Annotated in this window: 20 protein-coding genes; 14 read left to right on the top strand and 6 right to left on the bottom strand. The window is 51.1% G+C overall.

The features are described from left to right. Positions 1 to 193 precede the first annotated feature (193 nt). The 6 genes from ggt (at position 194) to IQ260_RS06145 (ending at position 7,382) form a co-directional block, all read left to right on the top strand. Complete coding sequence (ggt, locus tag IQ260_RS06170) at positions 194 to 1,825, top strand: gamma-glutamyltransferase (RefSeq protein WP_322744905.1); 1,632 nt, start codon at positions 194 to 196, stop codon at positions 1,823 to 1,825. A gap of 54 nt (positions 1,826 to 1,879) precedes the next feature. Beyond that, the gene (miaB, locus tag IQ260_RS06165) at positions 1,880 to 3,232 is read left to right on the top strand and encodes a tRNA (N6-isopentenyl adenosine(37)-C2)-methylthiotransferase MiaB (protein ID WP_193991847.1); all 1,353 of its coding nucleotides are present in this window, start codon (positions 1,880 to 1,882) and stop codon (positions 3,230 to 3,232) included. A gap of 90 nt (positions 3,233 to 3,322) precedes the next feature. Further along, entirely contained in the window at positions 3,323 to 3,721 is a 399-nt protein-coding gene (locus IQ260_RS06160) for a hypothetical protein (protein WP_193991845.1), read from the top strand. A 16-nt stretch (positions 3,722 to 3,737) separates the two neighbouring features. Then, positions 3,738 to 4,253: a GNAT family N-acetyltransferase gene (locus tag IQ260_RS06155; protein WP_193991843.1), complete on the top strand. Its 516-nt coding sequence runs from the start codon at positions 3,738 to 3,740 to the stop codon at positions 4,251 to 4,253. A gap of 80 nt (positions 4,254 to 4,333) precedes the next feature. Continuing rightward, positions 4,334 to 4,975: a vWA domain-containing protein gene (locus IQ260_RS06150; protein ID WP_193991841.1), complete on the top strand. Its 642-nt coding sequence runs from the start codon at positions 4,334 to 4,336 to the stop codon at positions 4,973 to 4,975. Positions 4,976 to 5,141: 166 nt separating this feature from the next. Continuing rightward, positions 5,142 to 7,382, top strand: coding sequence for a hypothetical protein (locus tag IQ260_RS06145; RefSeq protein WP_193991840.1), 2,241 nt, complete (start codon positions 5,142 to 5,144; stop codon positions 7,380 to 7,382). A gap of 31 nt (positions 7,383 to 7,413) precedes the next feature. Here the strand turns inward: IQ260_RS06145 and IQ260_RS06140 are convergent, their stop codons facing one another. The 4 genes from IQ260_RS06140 to IQ260_RS06125 all read right to left on the bottom strand — a co-directional run bounded on the left by IQ260_RS06140 (position 7,414) and on the right by IQ260_RS06125 (position 12,632). Then, positions 7,414 to 7,767, bottom strand: coding sequence for a hypothetical protein (locus IQ260_RS06140; protein ID WP_193991838.1), 354 nt, complete (start codon positions 7,765 to 7,767; stop codon positions 7,414 to 7,416). 24 nt (positions 7,768 to 7,791) lie between these two features. Beyond that, positions 7,792 to 8,019: a nitrate/nitrite transporter NrtS gene (nrtS, locus tag IQ260_RS06135; RefSeq protein WP_193991836.1), complete on the bottom strand. Its 228-nt coding sequence runs from the start codon at positions 8,017 to 8,019 to the stop codon at positions 7,792 to 7,794. 74 nt (positions 8,020 to 8,093) lie between these two features. Continuing rightward, positions 8,094 to 12,131, bottom strand: coding sequence for a toll/interleukin-1 receptor domain-containing protein (locus IQ260_RS06130; protein WP_193991834.1), 4,038 nt, complete (start codon positions 12,129 to 12,131; stop codon positions 8,094 to 8,096). A gap of 18 nt (positions 12,132 to 12,149) precedes the next feature. Beyond that, positions 12,150 to 12,632, bottom strand: coding sequence for a DUF2141 domain-containing protein (locus IQ260_RS06125; RefSeq protein WP_228015623.1), 483 nt, complete (start codon positions 12,630 to 12,632; stop codon positions 12,150 to 12,152). A gap of 323 nt (positions 12,633 to 12,955) precedes the next feature. On the opposite strand from IQ260_RS06125, the gene IQ260_RS06120 reads away from it, so the two are divergent. The 3 genes from IQ260_RS06120 to IQ260_RS06110 all read left to right on the top strand — a co-directional run bounded on the left by IQ260_RS06120 (position 12,956) and on the right by IQ260_RS06110 (position 17,695). Further along, entirely contained in the window at positions 12,956 to 14,077 is a 1,122-nt protein-coding gene (locus IQ260_RS06120) for a mechanosensitive ion channel family protein (RefSeq protein ID WP_322744904.1), read from the top strand. A 309-nt stretch (positions 14,078 to 14,386) separates the two neighbouring features. Continuing rightward, positions 14,387 to 16,831 carry a glucosylglycerol hydrolase gene (gene gghA, locus IQ260_RS06115; RefSeq protein ID WP_193991831.1) on the top strand — a complete coding sequence of 815 codons (2,445 nt, stop codon included), beginning with the start codon at positions 14,387 to 14,389 and terminating at the stop codon, positions 16,829 to 16,831. A 171-nt stretch (positions 16,832 to 17,002) separates the two neighbouring features. After that, entirely contained in the window at positions 17,003 to 17,695 is a 693-nt protein-coding gene (locus IQ260_RS06110; protein WP_193991828.1) for a helix-turn-helix domain-containing protein, read from the top strand. Positions 17,696 to 17,717: 22 nt separating this feature from the next. Here IQ260_RS06110 and IQ260_RS06105 read toward each other — a convergent pair whose 3' ends face one another. Beyond that, on the bottom strand, positions 17,718 to 18,065 hold the full coding sequence (locus tag IQ260_RS06105) for a CU044_2847 family protein (RefSeq protein WP_193991826.1): 348 nt from the start codon (positions 18,063 to 18,065) through the stop codon (positions 17,718 to 17,720). A 334-nt stretch (positions 18,066 to 18,399) separates the two neighbouring features. Here IQ260_RS06105 and IQ260_RS06100 point away from each other — a divergent pair, with 334 nt between their 5' ends. The 5 genes from IQ260_RS06100 (at position 18,400) to IQ260_RS06080 (ending at position 23,344) form a co-directional block, all read left to right on the top strand. Then, positions 18,400 to 18,915 carry a Fur family transcriptional regulator gene (locus IQ260_RS06100; protein WP_322744903.1) on the top strand — a complete coding sequence of 172 codons (516 nt, stop codon included), beginning with the start codon at positions 18,400 to 18,402 and terminating at the stop codon, positions 18,913 to 18,915. A 310-nt stretch (positions 18,916 to 19,225) separates the two neighbouring features. Then, positions 19,226 to 19,966 (top strand): alpha/beta fold hydrolase, encoded by a 741-nt coding sequence (locus tag IQ260_RS06095; protein WP_193991824.1) that lies wholly within the window; start codon positions 19,226 to 19,228, stop codon positions 19,964 to 19,966. 30 nt (positions 19,967 to 19,996) lie between these two features. Further along, positions 19,997 to 20,563 (top strand): Crp/Fnr family transcriptional regulator, encoded by a 567-nt coding sequence (locus IQ260_RS06090; RefSeq protein WP_193991823.1) that lies wholly within the window; start codon positions 19,997 to 19,999, stop codon positions 20,561 to 20,563. A gap of 219 nt (positions 20,564 to 20,782) precedes the next feature. Beyond that, positions 20,783 to 21,535, top strand: coding sequence for a histidine phosphatase family protein (locus IQ260_RS06085; RefSeq protein WP_193991822.1), 753 nt, complete (start codon positions 20,783 to 20,785; stop codon positions 21,533 to 21,535). Between the two features lie 756 nt (positions 21,536 to 22,291). Further along, on the top strand, positions 22,292 to 23,344 hold the full coding sequence (locus IQ260_RS06080) for a Fe(3+) ABC transporter substrate-binding protein (RefSeq protein WP_193991821.1): 1,053 nt from the start codon (positions 22,292 to 22,294) through the stop codon (positions 23,342 to 23,344). Between the two features lie 157 nt (positions 23,345 to 23,501). On the opposite strand, the gene IQ260_RS06075 is transcribed toward IQ260_RS06080, so the two are convergent. Continuing rightward, the gene (locus IQ260_RS06075) at positions 23,502 to 23,660 is read right to left on the bottom strand and encodes a hypothetical protein (RefSeq protein WP_193991820.1); all 159 of its coding nucleotides are present in this window, start codon (positions 23,658 to 23,660) and stop codon (positions 23,502 to 23,504) included. Positions 23,661 to 23,944 lie beyond the last annotated feature (284 nt).

Here is a 23,944-nt window from a genome sequence, read left to right as displayed (position 1 = left end):
AAAAGTGTTGAGTGATTCTTAAATGTGAACCGAGTTAACGCTGTAGCCTCAGCTGTCAAAGGTTTGTGCTGAATCTATTTGTGGAAAATATTGCATTTAGGAGACAGTTTTCGAGACTATTACAACAGATTTTCAAGAACTTAAGTAAAGATTGAGAATTTTGGTTAAATCGCTGCTCTGTTTATGATTTTCTGTGTATTGGCCTAAGCAGCCCGGTATATCCGTTGCCGACGGGGCTGTTTCTGATACGTTGGCTATCGATGGAATAGGATTAAGCGCCATGGGTGGAGTCGTTGCAGCAGGCCATGAAAAAACGGCTGCGGCTGCGGTTGAAATTTTGAATCAGGGCGGCAACGCCTTTGATGCAGCGGTGGCGGGAGTGCTGGCCTCCTGTGTGGCGGAGTCGGTGCTGACGTCGGTGGCGGGGGGCGGTTTTTTGCTGGCCCACACAAAAGATAGTGAGCCTGTACTTTTTGATTTTTTTACCCAGACTCCGGCCAGTAAGCAGCTGGTGCATCCGTTAGATTTTTACCCGATCTGTGCTGACTTTGGCGATACGGTGCAGGAGTTTCACATTGGTCTGGGGGCAATGGCAGTGCCGGGGGTGCTCAAAGGGCTGGTGCATGTGCATCAAAGGCTGGGGTGTCTGTCGTTAGAGCAGGTGGTAAAGCCTGCGATCGCACTCGCTCGACAAGGTGTCATCGTTAACGACTTTTTTGCCTATGTCTATGGGCTACTAAAGCCTATTCTACTGGCAACGGCTGGCTCACGGGCAATCTACGCACCTCAGGGTGAGCTGTTGCAGACGGGAGATCGGCTATATATGCCAGACTTTGCCGATGCCCTGGAGCAGCTAGTCGCTGGCGGCATCGACGCCTTTTGGCAGACCATGGCGGCTCAGATTACCCACACCCAAGGCGGCTACCTAACGGCTGAGGACTTTGCTAACTATCAGGTAATTGAGCGGTCGCCGCTGTGTCTGGACTACCACGGCACTCAGCTGCTGACCAATCCGCCTCCTAGCGCTGGCGGTGGGCTGATTGCCTGTGGGTTGGCGCTGCTGGCCGACTGTGGGTTAGACCGCCACGGCAGTGCAGAGCATCTGCTGGCGCTCAGTCAGGTGATGCGGTTTACCAATGTGGCCCGCCGCGATGGCTATGACGCGCGGATTCAGGAGCCTGGCATCGCAGCGGACTTTTTGTCGGCGGGGCATTTGGGTCGATATCGGCGGGAATTGAGGGATGCGATCGCATCCCTCAACGCCACCACTAACAAACTCGGCAGCACCACCCACCTCAGCGTCATCGACAGCGACGGCAACGCCGCTAGCGTCACCACCTCCAATGGCGAAGGCTCCTCCTATGTCATTCCCGGCACCGGCATCATGATGAACAATATGCTGGGTGAAGAAGACCTCAATCCCCACGGCTTTCACCAGTGGCCCCCCAACCAGCGCATGTCCTCCATGATGGCCCCCACTATGGTGCTGCGGGAGGGCCGTCCTTACCTGGTATTGGGCTCAGGCGGCTCGAACCGCATCCGTACCGCCATTCTGCAGGTCATCTCAAACCTGGTAGATTTTGACATGCCCCTAGAGACTGCCGTGGCCGCCCCCCGTATCCATTGGGAAAATGACCTGTTCCACCTAGAACCCGGATTTGACCAGGCCGCATTAGCCCACATCATGGGCAGCGCCGAACCCATTTGGTGGCAGACCCAGAACATGTTTTTTGGCGGTGTCCATGCCGTTGGCCTCGATGAAAACGGTATCCTACACGGAGCCGGAGACCATCGCCGCAGAGGGGCTGTCGCTGTGGCACAATAGGGAACTGGTTTAACCGTTTCAAACTCCTCTTTTTCCACCATCCCCCCAATCCCCATGGATAACCGTCGCTATCACATCACCACGTTTGGCTGCCAGATGAACAAGGCCGACTCTGAACGGATGGCTGGCATCCTCGACGACATGGGTATGAACTGGACGGAAAACCCACTGGAAGCCGATTTGGTGCTTTACAATACCTGCACCATTCGCGATAACGCTGAACAAAAGGTTTATTCCTACCTGGGCAAACAGGCCAAGCGAAAGCAGTCTAACCCCAATGTCACCCTAGTGGTCGCTGGCTGTGTGGCCCAGCAAGAAGGGGAAGCCCTGCTGCGTCGAGTGCCTGAGCTGGACCTGGTGATGGGTCCCCAGCACGCCAACCGCCTCAGCGATTTACTAGAGCAGGTGTTTGACGGCAATCAGGTGGTCGCCACCGAGCCCGTCCATATTATGGAGGACATCACCAAGCCTCGGCGGGATAGCAAAATTAGCGCCTGGGTCAATGTCATCTACGGCTGCAACGAGCGCTGCACCTACTGTGTGGTCCCCGGCGTACGCGGTGTGGAGCAGTCTCGCACACCCGAAGCCATCCGGGCTGAAATGGAGCTACTGGGTCAGCAGGGCTACACCGAAGTGACGCTGCTGGGTCAAAATATCGACGCCTATGGCCGAGACCTGCCCGGTATCACCCCTGAAGGCCGCCGTCAGAATACCCTCACCGATCTGCTCTACTACGTCCATGATGTCCCTGGTATCGAGCGGATTCGCTTTGCCACCAGCCACCCCCGCTACTTTACCGAGCGGCTGATCAAAGCCTGTGCCGAACTTCCCAAGGTATGTGAGCATTTCCATATTCCGTTTCAGTCCGGTGACAACGACCTGCTTAAGGCCATGGCGCGGGGCTACACCCATGAGAAATATCGCCGCATTATCGACACCGTGCGTCGCTATGTGCCCGATGCAGCCATCAGCGCCGATGCCATTGTCGGTTTTCCAGGCGAAACCGAAGCACAGTTTCAAAACACCCTCAAGCTGGTGGATGATATCGAATTTGACCAGCTCAATACAGCCGCCTATTCGCCGCGACCCAATACCCCAGCGGCCCTCTGGGACAACCAGTTAGATGAAGCCACCAAGAGCGACCGGCTGCAGCGGCTCAATCATCTGGTATCAGTCAAGGCAGCTGAACGCTCCCAGCGCTATGCCAACCGGGTGGAGCGAGTAATGGTGGAGGATGTGAATCCTAGAAATCCTGAGCAGGTAATGGGACGAACCCGGACCAATCGTTTGACCTTCTGTGAGGGCAATATTGATGAACTCAAGGGCCAGATTATCGATGTGAAAATCACCGAAGTGCGAGCCTTTAGCCTGACTGGAGAACGGGTTCATTCTTTAGTCAGCGTCTAAGGCCCCAATCCTTTGGAAATATGGCATCTGAGCATGTATTACTAACGTTAGGTACTGTCTCAGTATCTAACGTTAATTCGGGAGGGTTTGATGCAAGCCTTATTTCAAAAAATATTCAATCAGCAACCCAGTGGTGTCACTCAGACTCAACGGGAGGCCATGGTGGATCTGTGTCTGCTAGGAATGTATTCGGATTCTAAGCTATCCGTAGATGAACAAGACTTTTTAGACGAAGAGTTTGACAAGTTGTCGTGGGAGTCTGGTATTTCGTTCGGCAGCTATTTGCAGAGAGTCATCCCCAAGGTCCGCTCGGCCACCAATGATGTTCAAGAGCGAGAAGAGTTTTTACAAGACATTGCGCAGCGTTTAGGGGATGATGGGTTTAAGCAAACTGCCATTGATGCGCTGCAAAACTTGCTAGCAGCCGACGGTATGGTCCAACTAGAATCAACGTTCATGGCAGCTGTGAGCAAAGCGATGAGCCTCTAGAACCCGGTGGATTTCCATGGTCCCGCGTGTTTTTATTCGGTCCCCTGACGATGATGATTGGACAGCGCTCCTAGACTTGCATCAACGGAGTGCAGATTTTCATTTCCCATGGGTGTCACCGGCCCAGGACGAGCGGGGCTGTCAGCGCTATATTGATCGCTGTCAGTCAGAACTGTTTGAAGGGTTGCTGATCTGGCATGCGGTCGATCACCGATTAGTGGGGGTGGCTAATCTGAGCCAGATTTTTTATGGCAGCTTTCAAAATGCCTATCTGGGCTACTACGGCAGCGTGGACTATAGCGGTCAGGGCCTGATGACCGAGGGGGTGGCCATGGCCCTCAACTATGCGTTTAACACCCTCAAACTCCATCGGATCGAAGCGAATATTCAGCCTGAAAATGAGGCTTCGATCAATTTGGTAAAGCGATTAGGGTTTGTCAATGAAGGATTTTCAAGACAGTACCTGAAAATTAATGGGGAATGGCGCGACCATGAGCGCTGGGCACTGACGGTGGAGCACTGGCTGTCGTAATGTATTTCTGTTATGAAAGGTTGGTATCAGGGGCATCTTAGCCATGGACGCCCACTGTTGCGATTGAGGAATTGATGATCATGGCAGACATAATGACTGCTTTGCCTGCCCAGCTGCATAACCGTAGCTACACCTTAATATATGCACCCACACAGCTGCAGCGGGTGGGGATGACGCCTGGATTTGACCAGCGGTGGCAGCAATTCCATCCTCGAGTTTTAGAGATTGCTGGCCAATGCCATGCGCTGGCCGACAACGGGCTGACGGTATATTGCCAGGCCGATGGGGATGATTTTCAGGCTCACTACAATGTGAATGGGGCCAATTTAGAATCGCTGATGGCCTCGGCTCCTATGCCTGAACGGCTGACGCTGGCTCCGGTGCTAGCAGGGGTGTTTGACCAGTATTTTGCAGCCAAGGCGACGGGTCAACAGCCTGCTAATGGCGAGATTATTTTGATTTTGATAGATGGTGAGCCGACGGACCGGCTTGCGATCGCAAAGCAAATCGTAGCCGCTTCTCAAAAGCTAGATCATCACGACGAGCTGGGCATTGGCTGGATCCAGGTAGGCGACGACTATATTACCAAAGGCTTTTTAGTCACCCTGGACGATAATTTGCGAGAGCAGGGGGCTAAGTTTGATATTGTCGACCACAAATTGATTCAGCAAATTGCCTGCGATGATCTCGCCAATTTTTTAATGGATGTGTTGACAGACTGATGGAGTCAACTATTCCGGAGAAATTCACATAATATTGTCTAGAGAAAGATAATTATCTCCTAAGTGCCACGGGTACCCATACGGGTGCTTTCAAAATCTCATTTAACTTTCATGATGATGAAACCGACGGTTGTAACAACCGATACATCTATTGAAAGAGGCAGACATGGCCGGAGATTTAAACTTAAATGAGCAAAGTATTGTTCTCCCTACACAAGTAAATATTGCCGATGCCGAGAGTGTAGTAAAAAGCGCGGGTGGTCATATTATGCACCACTATGGCACCCGAGTACTGGTCTCAGCTGGCGCTGAAAATGTTGAGCAAACCATACAGTCTCAGCTCCACGGTGCTCAAGTACAAACCCAGTCAACCCAGGTTTCAGCCGCCGTACACACCAGCCTGGAGCCGGTTGAGCAACTGGGTCTGGAGGCGTTTTCCCTGCGTCAGTCCCATGGCTATGCAGAGGCCAAAGCCAATCGCCGCCACCAAGGAGCCGATTGGGACTCGGGTGTGGCCGATACACCCTCCTGCCACGATGCCGAATCAGCCGAAGCCCAGGCCCAGGGAGTCATCGCTCAGGCGGCTACCAGCACCCGCCTCACCGGCAGCGTAGCGGTGGGGTTAATTCTCGTTGAAGGACCGACAGCAGACCTAAAATTCTCTAGTGCAGAACGCACAAAAGTTGTTGCCGAAGTGCAAAATGGTCTCACCTGGTTGGCGAGCCAAAGCCCCTCGGGAGTAACCTGGCACTATGATATCAAAGTGGTCTCACTGTCGGTTCAACCTGGGGCAGATAGTCTAAGTCGTAAAGAGAAAGAAGCTCTCTGGCGCGACCCGGCCATGGCTCAATTGGGCTACGGTTCTGGGATTAGCGGGGTTAATGACTATGTTGAAGCACTACGGAAGAAACTAAAGACAACCTGGGGCTATTGCGCCTTCTTTACTAAATATCCGCTGGGGCACTTTGCCTATGCGGGTAGACCCCGTGTAGTAATGGATTATCGCAATGATGGCTGGGGTCCTGATACCATCGACCGGCTGTTTGCCCACGAGACCGGGCATATCTTTGGTGCCCCCGATGAGTATGCCAGCAGCAACTGCCAGTGCGGTGGCCGGTATGGATACTACAAACGTCCTAACAGCAACTGTGCCAACTGTGCACCGGATGGGGGCGTTCCCTGCATCATGAAGTCCAACAGCTGGGAGATGTGCGCCCACACTCCCTATCATCTGGGCTTCCCCTTAGTAGACCAGCGCTATACCGGTGTATGGCGCAGCGGCTCGGATGCTCACTACCTATGGGTAAATGCATCCTGGAAGAGTTTCCGTAAGAAATGGCAAGAGCTGGCGAAGAAGAATCTGCGCCTGGTGGACCTAAAGATTAAAGAAGAGGGTAACAATCGCCGTTACTTTGGCGTCTGGCGGCACGGTAAGGGTGGCCACTACCTGTGGGTGAATGCTTCTTGGAAGAGCTTTCGCGACAAATGGCAAGAGCTGGCGAAAAAGAACCTCCGCCTGGTCGATCTAGAAGTCACAGAAAGCAACGGGAAACTACTTTACTCAGGGGTTTGGCTGCCTGGCACTGACGGCTACTATCTATGGGTGAATGCCACTTGGGATAGTTTCCGCAAGAAATGGCAAGAACTGGCGAAGAAAAACCTCCGTCTGGTTGATATAAAGATTCGTCGAGTCAACGGTAAAATCCGTTACTTTGGTGTCTGGCGTCACGGTAAGGGCGGTCACTATCTGTGGGTCAACGCCACTTGGAAGAGCTTCCGCGACAAGTGGCAAGAACTGGCGAAGAAGAATCTCCGCCTGGTGGACATAGAGATTACTAACTTTGGTGGCAAACGTCGCTATTCTGGTGTTTGGCTGCCTGGTACCGAGGGCTACTATCTATGGACCAATGCCTCCTGGCAAAGCTTCCGTGCTAAGTGGGAAGAATTGGCGAAGAAGAATCTCCGCCTGGTGGACATTGATATTACGGCTCCCAACGATGCCCGAAGTTCCTTGATGTCCACGATATCCACAGGTGCAATGGGAGAGCTGACCACTGGAGAGCTGACAGCCGATGTGGGTGGTTTTGCTGAAGCGGTTGGTGATGATGATGTCGTTTTTGCGTCTAGCCAGGGCGATGACGGTGGTCAGATCGCTGATACACCGGCAGATGCTGCCGATAGTGACGGCGATGGTGGCGGTGAGTTTGAGGCTGCGCCTGTATCTGGAGTCTCGGATGGAATCCCAGATGGGGACTCAGACGGTGACGGTGGTGGGTTCATGGGTGATATCGCGATCGCACCTGGCCAAGACGGCGACGGCGGTGGCGAGGTAATGGCCGACCCCATCAGCCTAGAAAATGATGTTGCCCAAGACGGCGATGGCGGCGGCAGCGTCCACTCTCACTAGATTCTCTTACTGGACACCAATCCTCCTGGAGCTATCCAGGAGGGGCAAACCCGGCTGCATCCCACGATAAACCGTCTCCAGGTCGCGGCGGCTTGACCTGCTGCTGTCGGGCTGACCAAGCATCAACAAACAATGCTTCGGCATCTGTCAGATGCTCCACCTTAACGTCAGGAGACACCTCTCCACCAATGGCGTAGGCTACCTCCGGCAGCTGACGTAGGCGTTCCAACTCAGCTTGGTCAGCCTCTACTATAAAAACTCGGTTCGAAATACTTTGTTTTACGGTGAACTCGGACCGAGCTGCTTCCAAATCTTGGGGGGTGGCAAGAGATGGATTTAGGATAATCAGGGCTTCATGCTGCTGTTGAACCATAGCCGTACTCATGTTTGCCTCCCAACTGCACCTAAATTAAGACACTGATTGTCGTTTGCGATAGGCATACTGTCCGTGAATATTGACGGAGTAAGGAATGCCATAGGTGAGAAGACCAGCCAGCCAGCGGGAGGGGGTCATTTTTCCATTGGCGAGGGCGGGACCGTGATTGAGGGTGAAAAGGATAGTGCCGACAACAAGGGCAACTTTGGTGGCACCGGGGCGTAGGTCACGGTCGATGAGAGCAGAGCAGAAGCTTTTCATAGGGGTATGTGTATCTTTTGTTACTAATCTTATTTTAACGTTGCAAGGATTTTATCTTTCTAAGGATGTATTTTTTAAAATCGGCATACTCTATCAACGCCAGCCGCCTCGGGTGTTTGCAAAATAGAATGGTCACGAATGCGATCGCATCCCCGCTCCACCCAGTCTGTAATGGTGCCCCCTTCCCAACGTCGCAATAGGCCATCACTATTGGCGCTGAGCAGCCATTGACCGTCATGACTAAATAAAACCGTACTGGCGATGGCATTGTGCCCCGTCAAAGCATTACCAATGGGGTCGCCATTTAAATCCCACAGCTGTAGGGTTTGATCCCGGCTGGCACTGACCACATACTGACCGTCGGGGCTAAAGGTGACGGCCACCACATTACTGAGATGCCCATTAAACGGCCCTGCGATCGGGCGACCGTCGCGCCCCCACAGACGTAATGTGCGATCGCGACTGGCGCTGATAAACATCTCGCCATCGGGACTAAAGGCCAGGGCGTTGATGTCGTCGGTGTGGCCCTCTATGGGGTCTCCGATGGGATTTCCCTGCAGATCCCATCGCCGTATTGTCCGGTCGTCACTGCCGCTGATCAATATCTGGCCATCGGGACTAAAGGCTAGAGCGTTAATGGCATCTGCGTGACCCTCTATGGGGTTCCCGATGGGATTTCCCTGCAGATCCCACAGACGAATTGTCTGATCGTCACTACCGCTGGCCAGCAGGGGCTGGGTGGGATGGATGGCAACGGCGTTGACGGGGGCCTGGTGCTGGTTAAGGGTTGCGATCTCATTTCCTCGACGGTTCCATAGGCGTACCGTAGTATCAGCGCTGCCGCTGGCAATGGTTTGACCGTCCGCACTAACGGCCACTGATAAAACCGAGTCGCTGTGTCCCTTCAAGGGCGGAACGATGGCGTCTAGAGTCCCCGTCCACAGCCGCACCGTATTATCGTTACTGGCAGTCACCAGCGTCTCACCATTATCACTGATAGCCATGCTATTCACGATGCCCTCGTGAATGGGTAGGGGATTGCGCACCAGTACGTCTTCCATATCCCACAGCCGCAGGGTGGCATCCTCACTGCCGCTGAGAATTGTCTGGCCATCAGGACTAACAGCCACAGAATACACATAGTAGTCATGGCCAATGAGCGGTGGACCAATGGGCTGCCCGCCACGACTCCACACCCGCACCGTATTGTCGTCTCCGCCGCTGATCAGCCACTGGCCATTGGGGCTAAACGCCAGAGACATGACAATATCAGTATGGCCTGCCAGTTCATGCAGCAGGTTACCCTGACGGTCCCATAGCCGTACTACCTGATCATGGCCGCCGCTGGCGATCAGCTGCCCATCCGGGCTGACGGCCACCGCCATCACGGCCCCTGTGTGTCCTGATAGGGTTTTAATCCGCTGTCCCTGAGCAGTCCATAGGTGGATCAAACCATCCGCCCGCCCGCTGACAAGCTGGGTACCATCGGGACTAAACGCCACCGACCAAACGACACTTTCGCCATCGGCCTGTAGCGATCGCGCCTGGCCTTGACGGTTCCATAGCCTGAGCACTCCGGCCTGATCGCCACTGGCCAGGAGGGTGCCATCGGGACTAAAGGCCACGGTTTTGACATGGCCCCCGTGCCCGTCGAGAGGCGACCCGAGCTGATTTCCCTGACGGTCCCACAGTCGCACTGTTTGATCGGAGCTGCCGCTAGCGATGGTCTGGCCATCGGGGCTAAAGGCCACTGACCAAATATCATCGGTGTGGCCTGACAAAGGCTGTCCCACCGGATTTCCGCTGCTGTCCCACAGCCGCACCACCCGGTCAAATCCACCGCTGGCGATGGTCAGACCATCGGGACTATATGCAGCTGACCAAACGGCGTCTGTGTGGCCTTCTAGCCGATTTTTCTCCACCGTGATGCCAATGGCATTGCGCAGGGTGGAGCGCACCGAGGGGCGCAGATTCCAGAGACGCGCCCGGCTTTTGTTCGCCAAGTTTAGGGCGGCTAACAGACCTTCGGCTGGCTTGGTGATCAAGGAGCGACTGACCTGGGCCGCCTGCCCATCTAATTCCAGACTGCTGCTCTTTTTGAAAGCCACTGCCGTCGCGCCTACAGCAATGAGAAATAAGACACTCACACCGGCTAGCAGAGATTGCAAAATCACCGTTTGTCGTTTTTCGCGCCGGGCTTCTGCTTCTAGGGCTGCCTGACTAGCGGTAATAAAGGTTTTCTGGCCCTCGGTAACGGCTGGAGTTTTCTTTTGTTTTTGGGTGTCTTGGAGCCATTGGGTTGCGATCGCACTCTCCGCTCCCCGCAACAATAAATCGGGACTCTGATCTTTCTGCTGCCATTCCAGCGAGCGCTGCAGCCACTTTGTATGGCTTTGTACATGGTCGCGGTCCGTATCTAGAATCCGGATGAGATGATTAAAGTGGGTGGTGAAATTACCCCGCTGTTGGCTAAAGTCGAGCCACTGCACCTGGGCCAGCTGCGGATGCAATTTGTCCGTCTGGATCGGCTGATGTAAAACAGTCACAAACCGTTTATTAAATCGGGCTCCATGGTCCACTTCTTGTTTGCAGTAGGGCGAGTTTACAGACCGAGGAGACAAAATAAACAAAAAATTATCGGAGACCTCAATGCCGTGATAAATCTCTTGTTTAAAGTTAGCCGTCCCAGCTGCAATGCTCTCTTGATCAAACCAGGTGGTTTTACCCTGGCTCTGCAACGCGCTATTGAGCGTCCGGGCAATATCTGCATCGGCGCTAGAGTAGGAAATAAAAACATCAATGGAGGCTGGTGGTGGATGGTCTAAGCTCGCCTGAATAAACTCTCCATGAACAGCCGTGGCCGGATGGGACGAACGCCCTTTAGCTGTTTTTAACCATGCTTCCGCCTGGCGTAGATCATATCCCCGCAGGAGAATACTGGAATTGCGCTGCTGTCGCTTCCATTTCAGCGCTTTTACCAGCAGATCCTTATGCCGGGTGTAGTAGGCAGCATCCTGATTGAGCGTTTTAATCAGCTCATTCTCATCTAGCAGATAATCCTCTGGTTTAATGTTGTCGGTAAAGTCGATATACTGCAGCGACTGTAGTGCTGGAGGCACAGCTGCCGCTGCCAGGGGCCTGACCAAAATAGGAATCACACGCTTTTTAAGCGCTACTGCATAGTTCAACTCGTACTCACAGTAGCGAGATTGTAGAGACTCTGGAGATAGCAGATAAACCATGGCATCAGCTTCTTCAATCCCCTGGTTTACCACCCGTTTAAAGGCTTCTCCTGTGGGAATATCAGTCTGGCTACTCCAAACCGTAAACCCCTGTCGTCGCAGCAGCCGTCGCACCGTATCCATCACCTCAGCATCGGCCTGGGCATAGGCCAAAAACACCTGAGTCATCTTGTTGTGAGCATTTTTGATGCTCTCGGTGATAAACTCACAGTGCAAATCAGTCGGTATACAGGGGGGCTGTTCGTCTTTAAACCTCTGTCTAAGCCAGGTTTCAGCCGCCTGTCGAGGTTCTCCCAACAGCAAAAATTCCGTCTGTTTTTGCTGCCGCTCCCAGGCTAGTGCCGCAGTCAGCAGCAGGGTATGACGCTCCACATAGGCCTGATGCCGCTGAAAAATCTGTTCTAACCCCGTCAAAGACTGCTCAAAATTATCCTCACCTTCCCGCATGTATACCCAGTTGATTTTGCTAATCTGGGGGTGCATGTTAGGAAAGCTGGAATGCACCCCCTCAGACTGATAGTCACGCCACTGAGCATCCGTACCACCAGGATTACGAGTCTGCCAGGTGGCGCGATCAATCTGCTCCACATGCAGCAGTGGAATAATCCGTTTATGATGCCGCAGAGCAATCTCAATTTCTTTAGCACAGTAGGGCGAGTTTACCGCATGGGGTGAAATGACAAACAGAAAATTATGGGATGTTTCAATACCGCTGTCAATCTGATTTTGAAAATCAACAGCTAATGGAATATCGTTGAAATCACACCACACCCGATACCCAGCTTTCGTCAGCCGTTTGTAAAGCGTGACAACAAAATCCTTGCTATCAGCCCGACCGTAGGAAATAAAGGCATCGTAAATATCACTCATAACAGACGCGAAAGCACCCTAAAAATAACTTAGCTCAATCTCAATTCGAGTTTCCGCTCCTGCAACCAAAACAACGACCTCACCAAAATCCGGGGGACCTGTCAGCACACCAGGATTTCTAGAAAAACCAAACCCTTCAGCAGGCATACCAACAAAGTTACGATTAAACTCACCATCGCTGTTGGCATCATGAAATACCGAAACCGCGTAGCTGCCAGGGGGCAGTTCCTCAAAGGTGGCTACCAGCAATCGCTCTTCTGATAGGTTTTCCGGAGTCTCTAGACACAGCGTTTGTAGTGCTTCATCCCGGTTACTGGGAAATCCGTCCCTGCTATCAAAAAGGTTCAGGCAGACCTGTCCCTGGGGTTCGTTCAGCCCGCTAATTTCTACGGCCAGCTGGGTTGGTTGCCCCAGCTGGCCGTGGGCCGCTGGGGCTAAACTGCCTGCCAGCACCAGCGCACCAACTAACACATTCAATTTTGAGATCACAGATAGAGCCATGCCGAGGATCAGTAACTTCGCCCATCTAGTTTAGCGAGTCATTCCAGGTTACTGCCCCCGGCTCAACCATCTGCGGTTCTATAAACTTTGGTAAACGATGGTTTGAAACTGTTTGGGGGATAAAAAGCCTTGGCCCCAGGTGGCCTCATAACTTAGCAGTCGGGTTTTACGAACTTATTTGCAAAATTTTGGCAGGGCACACTACTGTCGAGGTGTTTTCTCTACCCACTGAGGGATTACAACCGGTCTGTGTTTTGCTTACATAGATTATTGAGAGCAAAGCCCAGGGCTTTGACACTGCAAACATCGAGATGGAGGAATACGTGTTGAACAATTTTCTCAATACAGCGTTTTTGAGTAATACAGTTGAAGATTATTTGATTGCGATCGCAACGTTTCTAGTTGCCTTATTAGTTATTCGCATTGTTAAATCAGTCGTTGTCGGTCGTATCAAAAAGTGGTCTCGCCACACCGCCACTGACTTGGACGACCGATTAATCCGCATTATTGAACAACCTACCCTGCTACTGCTAAGCGTAGGAGCATTTTACATCGGCGTCGGTAACCTATCCCTACACCCAGTTTTGCAACAGTCATTTGACGTTGTCTGCGTTGCTGTGGGCACAGTCTTGGTCATCCAACTATTGGGCTCGTTGGTTGAGTACGGAGCCAGGCTGTATCTGCTCAAGCGGGGTGAAGACCCAGCCATGGAGCAAACCATCAACGCCGTTGTACCTGCTGTTAAAGTAATTGTTTGGGCGATCGGTCTTGTCTTTTTGCTCGATAATTTAGGATTCGATATTTCTGCCGTAGTGGCAGGCCTAGGCATCGGCGGCATTGCTATAGCTCTGGCGGCTCAGGGTGTATTGGGCGATCTGTTTAGCTATGTATCCATCCTGTTTGACCGTCCTTTTGAACTAGGTGACTTTATTGTGGTTGGTGACCTCGTTGGCACCGTCGAACACATCGGCTTAAAAACGACCCGACTGCGCAGCCTCACTGGAGAGGAGTTAGTCATTGCCAATACAGATATCACCGCCTCTCGCATCCAAAACTACAAGCGCATGGCGCGGCGGCGTATTGCTTTTAATTTGGGCGTCACATACGAAACAACAGCAGTCCAAATGAAGCAAATTCCTGGCATCATCCAGGAGATTGTAGAGAATGTAGACTCTGTAACCTTTGATCGAGCCCACTTCTCATCCTACGGAGACTTTAGCCTCAACTATGAGGTGGTTTACTACGTAGAAACCAATGATTACGAGATTTACATGGATGCGAAACAGTTAATTTATCTAGCTATCAAAGAAGCATTTGAAGCGCGGTCCATTGAGTTTGCCTATCCGACCCAGACTCTTTACATAGATGGTGTTGCCGTTGAAGATAGCCCCAAAGGATCGGCCAACGGACGACAGTTTTCAATCTCCCAGACTGACAATAACTGATGCAGCACATACCGCAAGAAAGTGCTTCCACTGCTTCCACCACTGTTGTTAGGTGAATAGAGTTAAGTGGAAAGACAGGTAACGCATAGGCAGATAAACAATCAGCCGTACCTGTGTTGTCCAGCTTTACCCAATTACGTCAGTCAGACATGTGCTCACAAAGACCTGTCTGACTGACGTAATTATCGTTGAAAAAATGCCGTTGCATGATTTAGGAGATCAATCGATCCGTGGAATTCGCCATTAGCCGATATTTAGCAGGCGAATATCACGGATCAGCAACACCGAAAAAACAATACCGAGATAACTATGACAAGCTCTACAGCTACCCTATCCAAAATAACCTTAGATAAAAAAGAAACGCAGGCCTTTTCAACCTGGCTGGTTGACGTATTAAACTCAGATAAAACCTCTGCTGCCCAGCGTTTAGCCCGACGTTTAGGGGCACATTATCGTCCAGATTGCCTCACAGAGATTGCATTTTGGGTACCAGATGTAGAGATTGGTCGCAACCTATCCTGGCAGCGATCGCAAATGGCTCACCATGAGCCTATTCAATCCGCCCAACAGGTTTATCTGACAACGCTCACCCCCCGACAGGCCGTAGATTTTCGCGCACCGACCCAGAACATTCCCTGCCAGTGTGAACGGCTGCCACTCCGAAAATATCAAAACATCTTCTATGGCGTATTCTCTGGTCTGCGTGCCGGCACTCGCGACCAGGCCGGTACCTTCTACTGTTTGCAATACATCGACAGCCACGGAAAACTGCAAACGATTGGAGATATCCTGGCCTATTCCCTGCCCTATGGAGTCTTTGCACCGGCTGAGCTTTATGATGTGCAGCGTCTGCAACAACAGCGCCCCGATTTAGATTATTTTGCAGCCTCTCAAGCTTCGCAGCCCCACCAGCCTCGGATTGCACCTCCCCAGAATATTTTGCAGCTCCATGCGGGCACAGCATCCGCAGCAGGAACGTTAGAAGGGCTAACAGAGATTTATCAACAAATTGCAGATAAGCTGAAAAACAATATCAGTCTGACCCCAGCTGAGGAAAATTATGTTGGCTATGACGCCGTACAGCTGTTGCCGTTAGAACCCGTTGCTGAGTACCAAGCCCCTGACACGCCTGGTTTTATGAGCTGGGATGAGAGTTTGGGCAGCGACTGTGTCGAAGTAAACCTGAGAAAACCCAATACTCAAAACTGGGGATATGACACCGTTTTACACGGTTCTGCAGCGACTAACCCAGCCCTCTTAGGCAGTTTGCGCCCCGATGAATTAATCGACTTTATTGCCACTTTGCATAATTTTCCCACCGGGCCAATTCAGGTGATTTATGACCTTGTCTATGGTCACACCGACAACCAGGCTAAACATCTCCTCCAGCAGTATTTCCTGCAAGGGCCAAACATGTACGGTCAGGATATTAATCATCAAAATCCGACTGTTCGCGCCATTCTACTGGAAATGCAGCGTCGAAAAATCAACACGGGTGCAGATGGCGTTCGCATTGATGGGGCTCAAGACTTTCGATTTTTTAATGCCACCACCGGACAGGTGGAGTACGACGATGAGTATCTAGAAGAAATGGGTGCCGTTCGTCAAACTATCGGAGAGAACGAGCGGCTGTTATTTACTATTTACGAAGATGGTCGTCCCTGGCCAGCCAAAGGATGGGAAGAAAAAGCCACCTATCGAGATGTCATTGAGCGCCAACCTGACGCATATCAGTGGGGACCCCTGATTTTTGCCCACAATACCCCCACCCTGAATCAATTCTGGAAGCACAAATGGCAACGTATCTGTGAGGTAATGGAGCATGGAGCCCACTGGATCAGCGGCTGCGCTAACCATGACACCATGCGCCGGGGTATCCAACTCAATCCGCAATCCGACATCAATTGGAATTTGGGTCAGACACTGCCCGATGTGATTAGACATGCCTATGACAATCCAGCGGTAGCCCTGCTGTTCCACGGTTTTAGTCCCGGCATCCCCATGGACTTTCTAAATGCCACCATGCGAACGCCCTGGAGTTTCTTTCGGAACACTGACAATTACTACGGTCTCAAAGTAGCTGCTGACGAAGTTGGTTTTCTAGATTGGCAAATTAAGCCTCAGTTATTCGAAAAATCCTGGGCATTTAGGCGCATTAAGAAAGCGGGTGTCACCAGCCTGCAAGAGCTGCGCACAATCATGGGCTGGCTCCATAAAACAGTTACGGAGATGCAGCCGGACTATGATTTAGACACCCTGGCTGAACTCTATCAGCAGCGGCTCAACACAACGTTAGACAACCCGCCTCAGATCAGTGTGCCGTGTTTACAGTCCTTTGCTAAGGCTTATATGGAAGACTGCCACGACATGTGTAACGTCTCGCGCTATGCAGCCGACCTGGACGCTCAGGTGACCCAGTTTAATCGCTCGGTTCGGCAGTATCGTCATGCCAATCCATGGCTTCAGCAAAACCTGGCTAGCCGGGACGTCTTTACCAGACTCAAGGATAGCGATAAGACCGTTTTCTACGGTCTGCGCACACATCCTAACAGCCGTCAGCAAGTTGCTATAGTTTGCCATTTAGGAGGACAGCCCGCCAGAATCGATCTGGCAGCATTGCTGCCAATTGATTTGACCCAATGGCGGGCTGCTGTGGTTACACCTGGTCTTAATGTTGCTCAGCCTCTGGGTAGCACAGTGCCATTAGAATTACGAGATGGACAGGGAGTGCTGCTAGAAAGTAGTTTGGCTTAGATCTTGTACTAAGGTGGCTGTGAAGCACAAACCCATGCCGGGTCCAAAACCCATCGCTGATAGAGGGCTGTCCGCTCAAGGGATAAAGTTAGCTGAAAGGCTCTGTCCATTGGTCTTTTTCAAGAGCATCCATCCCCATCCTTGTTGTCGTTAGTTGCCCGTTTGATGTCTATGACCGTGCCCAAAGAACCGCTCTCTCCTTGTCAACAGACGCTGCAAAGACTCATGCAACGGGCTAAAATTCCGAGTCAGCGGGCACTGGCAACCAGGGCAGAGGTCTCCCGCTGGCAAGTTCGACAGCTGCATCAGGGGAATCTAGATACCATGCGGGTGAGCGTACTCAAACAGTTAGCAACGGCACTTGATTGTTCACTGATGGAACTATTGGAGGCGTTTAATCAGCTGCCCTCCGGTTCGTCTGACAGCGCCCCTGATGACACCCCTGACAGCGCTCCCGAAAATATGCAAGAAGCGGCGTTGCGACAGGAATATACCCGCCTGCAGCAGCGTCTAGAACAACAGGCTCAGGAACTGCAGCATCAGTTTCAATCAGAGGCCTTAGGGGTGATAGAATCCTGGCTTACTTACTGGCCGACAGCTGCAAAAGCCGCCACGGATGTGGACGGCTTTGATGCCAAAAAATTGTTGCCCCTGGTGAAGCCGGTGGAACGGCTGGTGGCACACTGGGGAGTAACGGCCATTGGCACAGTTGGAGAAGAGCTTTGTTATGCGCCGCAGCACCATCAGCTAGCCAGGGGCATGGCCAATCCTGGCGATCCTGTACGCATCAGCCATGTGGGCTATCGTCATGGAGACAACCTACTGCAACGGGCCAAGGTGGTGCCCGTTGGAGTAGGTTGTTAATCTTGCTTGTCAGTCTTGCTTGTTAATCTTTAAAAGAGCATTCAACACTAATTTGTAAATTGGCTTCAGCACTACCTTCCGTAATGTAAGGAATACCCGATGAGCCCGCTATTTTTAGCCCAAAGACAAGATTGACTTTGTCCACATTGCCACTGCCCAATTCTTTGAACGCATTAAGCACATAGCGGGTGTACTGGGTGATTGTATTTTTGACCGTGGGCAGCTGACTTTGTAGACCAGAAGAAAAGGCTCCCTTGGAAACTCGCCCCATTTCCCTTTCGTGGGCTGGGGTAATGGGCGCACCGCGTTCAGTAGCTTCAATATAGATAATCGTGCCGTCATCTAGAGTGATAGGCGCTAATTTAGACATGCTATGGGTCCTGTTGGAGAGGCTGCTCTTTCTATGCCCAATTTTTAAGACCCACTATCGTTGATACGAATAAAGGGCAGGCGCATTTACAGACAAAGCTGGTTCACTATTGATATTACTTACTACTTAGCTGGTATGCACTATGGCATGTCTGATATATTTATTGAAAGCTATAGCTAATTAGTTGGCTCATAGCCCAGGGCTATCACATTTGGTAGCTGTTAAGACAAAGCCCATATCCATTGGCAAATCTATTACTGAATAAAGGTTTCAGTATATTTTGCCGTTTTGTTTAGAACAATAGACTTGACCTTCATGGTTTATCTAAATAAGAATGAGTTTCAGTCTTGTTAGAGCCGGTCAGATCTGGAGCGATCGCATGTCCTTCTATTCCGATGACGTCTGGAAAACCGAGCTCAATGCCCGTGGTTACCGATCTACACCTCAGCGTCAAAAAATCCTTAAAATTTTTCAGACCCTAACCCAGGGAAACCATTTGAGTGCGGAGGATCTCCACGGGGTGCTCAAGGGGGATGGCGAGCGCATTAGCCTATCGACGGTTTATCGAACGCTGCATTTGTTGGTGTATATGGGGTTACTCCGGGAGTTAGAATTGGCCGAAGGACATAAGCATTACGAACTCAACCGCCCCCTGCGGGATCATCACCACCATTTAGTGTGTGTCCAATGTGGGCAAACCTTAGAATTTCAGGAAAATCATATTGATCGCATCGGTCAGGGGCAAGCCGATAGCTCTGGCTACCATGTGCTCGACTGTCAGCTCATGCTTTATGGGGTATGCCCTAGCTGCCGGTTACGCAGCTCCTCAACTGTCAATGGGGATGCTTAGTTAGAAACTTTCTTAATAATTTAGCAGCGTTTAGTCAATCAATCGGACTAAACGCTCTCCCTGGCAAAGCAGTATATGCTTTGCTTTTTATTTATTGATACTTATTCCTATTTGCCTAAAGATACCCTATACTAGCAACGAAGCTTATTGATATTAATAGTCAATAAGCTCAAAATGAACTCAAGAGGTTTAGCAACGCCGTGAAATAAGGATTTTATAAGATCCAAAACATGCAGAGGCGTTTCATGGAACGCCTGTAAGCCCAAAAATTATGAGCCTAATTGTGAATCCCCATTCCTAAGTAATTTCTATGTCTCAGCTTCCTTCTGTCTTATGGTTAACGGTGAGTCCTCATCTCAAACGATTTGATCAACGGCTACTGTGTGATCTGTCAAAACGTCTGTCAGTTTCCCGATGGGAATATCTGCAGACCGTGGATGAGCCTTGTTGTTTAGAGGTGGCTATTGATTTACTACATGAGTATTTGAACAGTGGGAACCCTCCTGTACATCTGGTTGGCCATGGCCTTAGTGGCATTGTGGGCTGGCTCTATGCCCAGCGCTATCCAGAAAATGTGAAGTCGCTGACCTTACTGTCGGTGGGTGTGAACCCGGCTGTGAATTGGCATGCCCACTACTATGCGCTACGACAGCTGTTGCCCTGCAGCCGTGAAATTGTGCTAGCTCAAATGGTGCGCATGTTATTTGGTCCCCGCAGCTGTGAGATTACGCGGGCGCTGATCCAAGTACTGGCACAAGACTTGGACTCAGGACTGGCACTCCATTCGTTAGTGGATTGTCAACAGATCAAATCCACCCCTATTCAGCCGCCGTTGCTGGTGTGTCGCGGTGCCTATGATGCGGTTGTAGACGCGGCTGAACGCTGGACATCCTTACTTAAGCCCAGGGACCGGGTGTGGACCTGTCCCGAAAGTCATCATTTCTTTCACTTTGAGCACCCGCGCCTGGTTGAAACAACGTTGTTGAGTCACTGGAAGCAGGTGGATCAGCTCGATAAAACAGCAGGTATTCCTGCTTTGCTCAACCATTAGTCAGCCCGATGCTGTAAATCTCTCCTCATTATGTCTTCACCGCCGCCATATCGCTTAAAACGTCGCGATCGCATCTCCGTCGATACCTGTACCCTTTGGCAAGTAAATTCTGGTCTAGTGCGCACCATCACCTGGAGCGAGGACGGGGAGGTGGTTCCCCTAGGATTGTGGAGCCCTGGCAGTGTGATCGGTGTACCCATTAGCCAGGTGGAACCCTGCGAACTGCAATGCTTGAGCGCCGTAGAGTTATCTCGTTTGCCATTGGACTATCCGCTCACAGTGGAGACATTGCTCAAACATACGGCCCAAATCAATCGTCTATTGCAAATCATGCACTGCCGCCAGGTGCAAGAACGGCTGCTACAATTTGCCTGTTGGCTAGCCGAGAACTTTGGACAACCCACAAGCCATGGTCGGCTAATCACCATTAGACTCACCCATCAAGAAATTGCAGAGACCATCGGCACGTCTCGCGTCACCATCACCCGCTTTATCAAACAGTTAGAGGCTGATGGGCTCATGCGCTGGTCTGGACGAGAACGCTTTGTTAGCAATCAAGCCCTTAAGGCTTGTCAGAGAGAATTGATGATTGCCTAGGAGGCATCATCCTATCAGAGGTCCGTAACGCGTCAAAATCTGTGCTGGCATTTGTCGGCACAGACTTTCTTCCGCAGGCTTATTACTTACAAAATAACAGATCCTCAATATCTATGTTGAAGCAGCAATCGTTTTTTCTAACACCTTAATAGTTGACATTAGTTGTCAGTAGTGTCATTAAATTGTAACTAGCAGATTTTAAACAGGAGAGGACTTGTCATGAGAACACCAAAGGCTATCGAGCTATTTTTGGCAGTTGGTCTAGCGACGACTGTTGTTGCCTGCGCTGGGGGGGACACGGCGACTGAAGGGGATACTGATACGGTTGCCGAAGCACCTGCAGAGGTAGCTGAAGGCGGCGAGGGCGGTGAAGGCGGTGAAGGGGCCGACTACAGTGCTGGAGAACAGGCCAATGCCGATTTTGAAGATAAAGTTAGTGGTCCAGAACTCTTGAGCGCACTGCAGGAAGGCGGCCATGTAATCTACTTCCGCCATGCTCAAACTGAGCGTGACTATGCTGACCAGGCCGATCCCAACATGGATGTCAACGACTGTGAAACCCAGCGTAAGCTCAGCGATGTGGGTATCCAGCAGGCCCAGGATATTGGTGTAGCCTTTACAGAGCAGGACATTCCAGTGGGCGATGTAATCTCCAGTGAATACTGCCGCGCCTGGCAAACAGCCGACTTAGCCTTTGGTCGCTACGAGAAAAATGCCAAGCTCAATTTCTTACCCTTTGAAGAGTACACCGATGCTCAGGTCGAGGAAATGCAGGCCAACGTGATGCCTTTACTAACAGCCGTGCCAGCCGATGGCCAAAACACGGTTATTGTTGGCCATGACGATATTTTTGAAGCCGCCACTGGCATCTATCCTGATCCTCAAGGGTTGGCCTATGTGCTGACGCCTGATGGTGCAGGCGGGTTTGACCTGGTGGCAAACGTACTGCCGGAAGAATGGGCACAATTGTAATGATGAACGCGGCTGACCTTCTTAAATAATCAGAAGCGGCCATAGTTTTCAACCCGTTTCATGACACACACACGGTCCGGTGGAGTAAGCCTATTCCACCGGATTTTCTATGGATCTAATTGACATAAACTATCAGCTGGCTGATTTAAAGTTCACTAGCTAGTCGAAACCATTAGCATATCTAATGCTATAGCTATGGAGAGTCAACCGCTTCAGGGGCTGGCTCTAGACGGTGATATCGATTGAAAGCTCCGAGCCCTCAGGTCTAGAGTCATAAGAGTCAAAGCCTCTAAATTTGGGGGTTTGGTGGTCTGGGCAACGGATGGTGGCTGGATGTACATTTCCCTAAACCTTGTTGAGTCAACTCTTTGGGCAAGTATGCCTTGATCTGAATGGACGATTGATTTTATTGCCTATTGATAGCAATAGGCTTATGTGGGATAATTTTGCAGGCATCTGTAAAATTACTGAGAATAAAATCCAACAGTGAATTCATAGGTGGCTGGCTACGGTCTGATGCATAGTTTGATCTAATGCTCAGGGCCAGCGTTAACAGCCCTGACTTTTCAATGCTTTTCACATTTGGGTGGTTGTATTCTCAGGACTAATTGCACAGCATTTTTCTGGAGTCTTGCGTTTGTCTTTAGGTCGTCACGATTGGTCAGGATGATAATTAATCCCAATAGACTAAGCGTGATTTCGACATTATTAGGTGGCAGTAAACCAGCAAAGATCGGAATCAAGGAATCGGAATCTATGAAATTTTCACGACGTTCTCTGTTAATAAGTGGTGCGGGTTCAACAGCAGCTTTTGCCGCCACTCAGGTATTTAGTCCCAACCGAGCTGCGGCTCAAACCGGTGAGGTAAATCTATATTCGTCTCGGCACTACAATACCGATGACGCCCTCTACGAAGATTTTACTCAGCGTACCGGCATTCGGGTCAATTTGTTAGAGGGTAAGGCGGACGAGCTGTTAGAGCGCATCAAGCTAGAGGGAGACAACAGCCCCGCCGATATTTTTATGACGGTTGATGCTGGACGTCTGTGGCGAGCCGATCAAGAGGGTGTTTTTACGCCGGTATCCTCTAGCATTTTAGAAGAGCGCATTCCCGAGAGTCTTCGTCATCCGGATGGCCATTGGTTTGGTGTGAGCAAGCGGGCTCGGGTGCTGATGTACAACAAGGATTTGGTAGATCCCTCAGAGCTGTCTACCTATGAAGCATTGGCAGATGCTCGCTGGCGGGGCAAGATTTTGACTCGTTCTTCTAGCAACATCTACAGCCAGTCTTTGACAGCGTCTATGGTGGCAGCCCACGGTGTGGAGGATGCTGAAAGCTGGGCCGAGGATCTGGTGGCGAATTTTGCACGGCAGCCTGAAGGTAACGACCGGGCTCAAATTGAGGCGGCAGCGGCGGGTGTTGGCGCGATTGCGATCGCAAACACCTACTATCTTCCCCGCTACGCCAAAGATGAGGATCCGGCCAAGCAGGATATCTTCAAGAAAATCGGCGTTTTCTTCCCTAACCAGGACGATCGCGGCACCCACGTCAACATTAGTGGTGCAGGTGTGGTCAAGTCTGCACCTAATAGAGAGAATGCCGTCAAATTCTTAGAGTATCTCTCCAGCAGCTCGGCCCAAGCATTCTTTGCCCAGGGTAACAATGAATATCCGGTGGTTGAAGGTGTTCCCGTCGATGCCGTAGTCGGTGGCTTTGGTACCTTTGAAGCTGATGACGTTAATGTAAATCTCCTGGGTGAAAATCAGGCTGAAGCCGTACGCATTATGGATCGTGCTGGCTGGGTATAGGTGAATGGTACTGAATTAAGGCTGGTGGGCGGTGCCCACCCTACTGGGTATAGGTCTTTGAGAATTCACCAAGTTTGAGAAAAAATAGAGGTTCCTTTTCTCAAAAGCAGATCTCCGCTGCATACACAGCGGAGATTTTTTTGTTTTCTTTTCTCTTTTAACTACCGGGCTCTAGCGTCTGCAGCTCTGCTTGGGTAATAAGGCGAGGGGTAATGATATAGATGGTTGCTTCGGGCCCGTCACCAATTGTTTTGGGCTGGTCACCAAACACGTTGAGATACTTTATGGCTGCATCTGGCTCGTTGGGCAAACGCATTTTGTAAATCCTGTGGTTACGCACATCGGAATCATCATTTCCAGTGTAGGGCGTTAGCTCATAACCTTGTGCTTCCAGACCCTGTATTATGCTTGTGAGCGCCCCTAAATAGTTTTGCCCCTCAGCTCTGCGACAGTTTTCTAATCCGTAGCAGCCCGTCTCGGCACCGGCCAGATGAGGAAAGTCACTCTTAAATTGAATCGCAATTCCGGCTTCTGGCTCGTCGTTTTCTGGCTCCGGCTGCGGCTGTTCAGGTTCATCCTCCTCAGGAGCTGTCTCTTATA

It is taken from the genome of Leptolyngbya cf. ectocarpi LEGE 11479 (assembly GCF_015207065.1).
Classification (GTDB): domain Bacteria; phylum Cyanobacteriota; class Cyanobacteriia; order Phormidesmidales; family Phormidesmidaceae; genus Leptothoe; species Leptothoe ectocarpi.
Note: the sequence above shows the minus strand (reverse complement) of the source record. Positions and strands in the feature narration are given on the sequence as shown.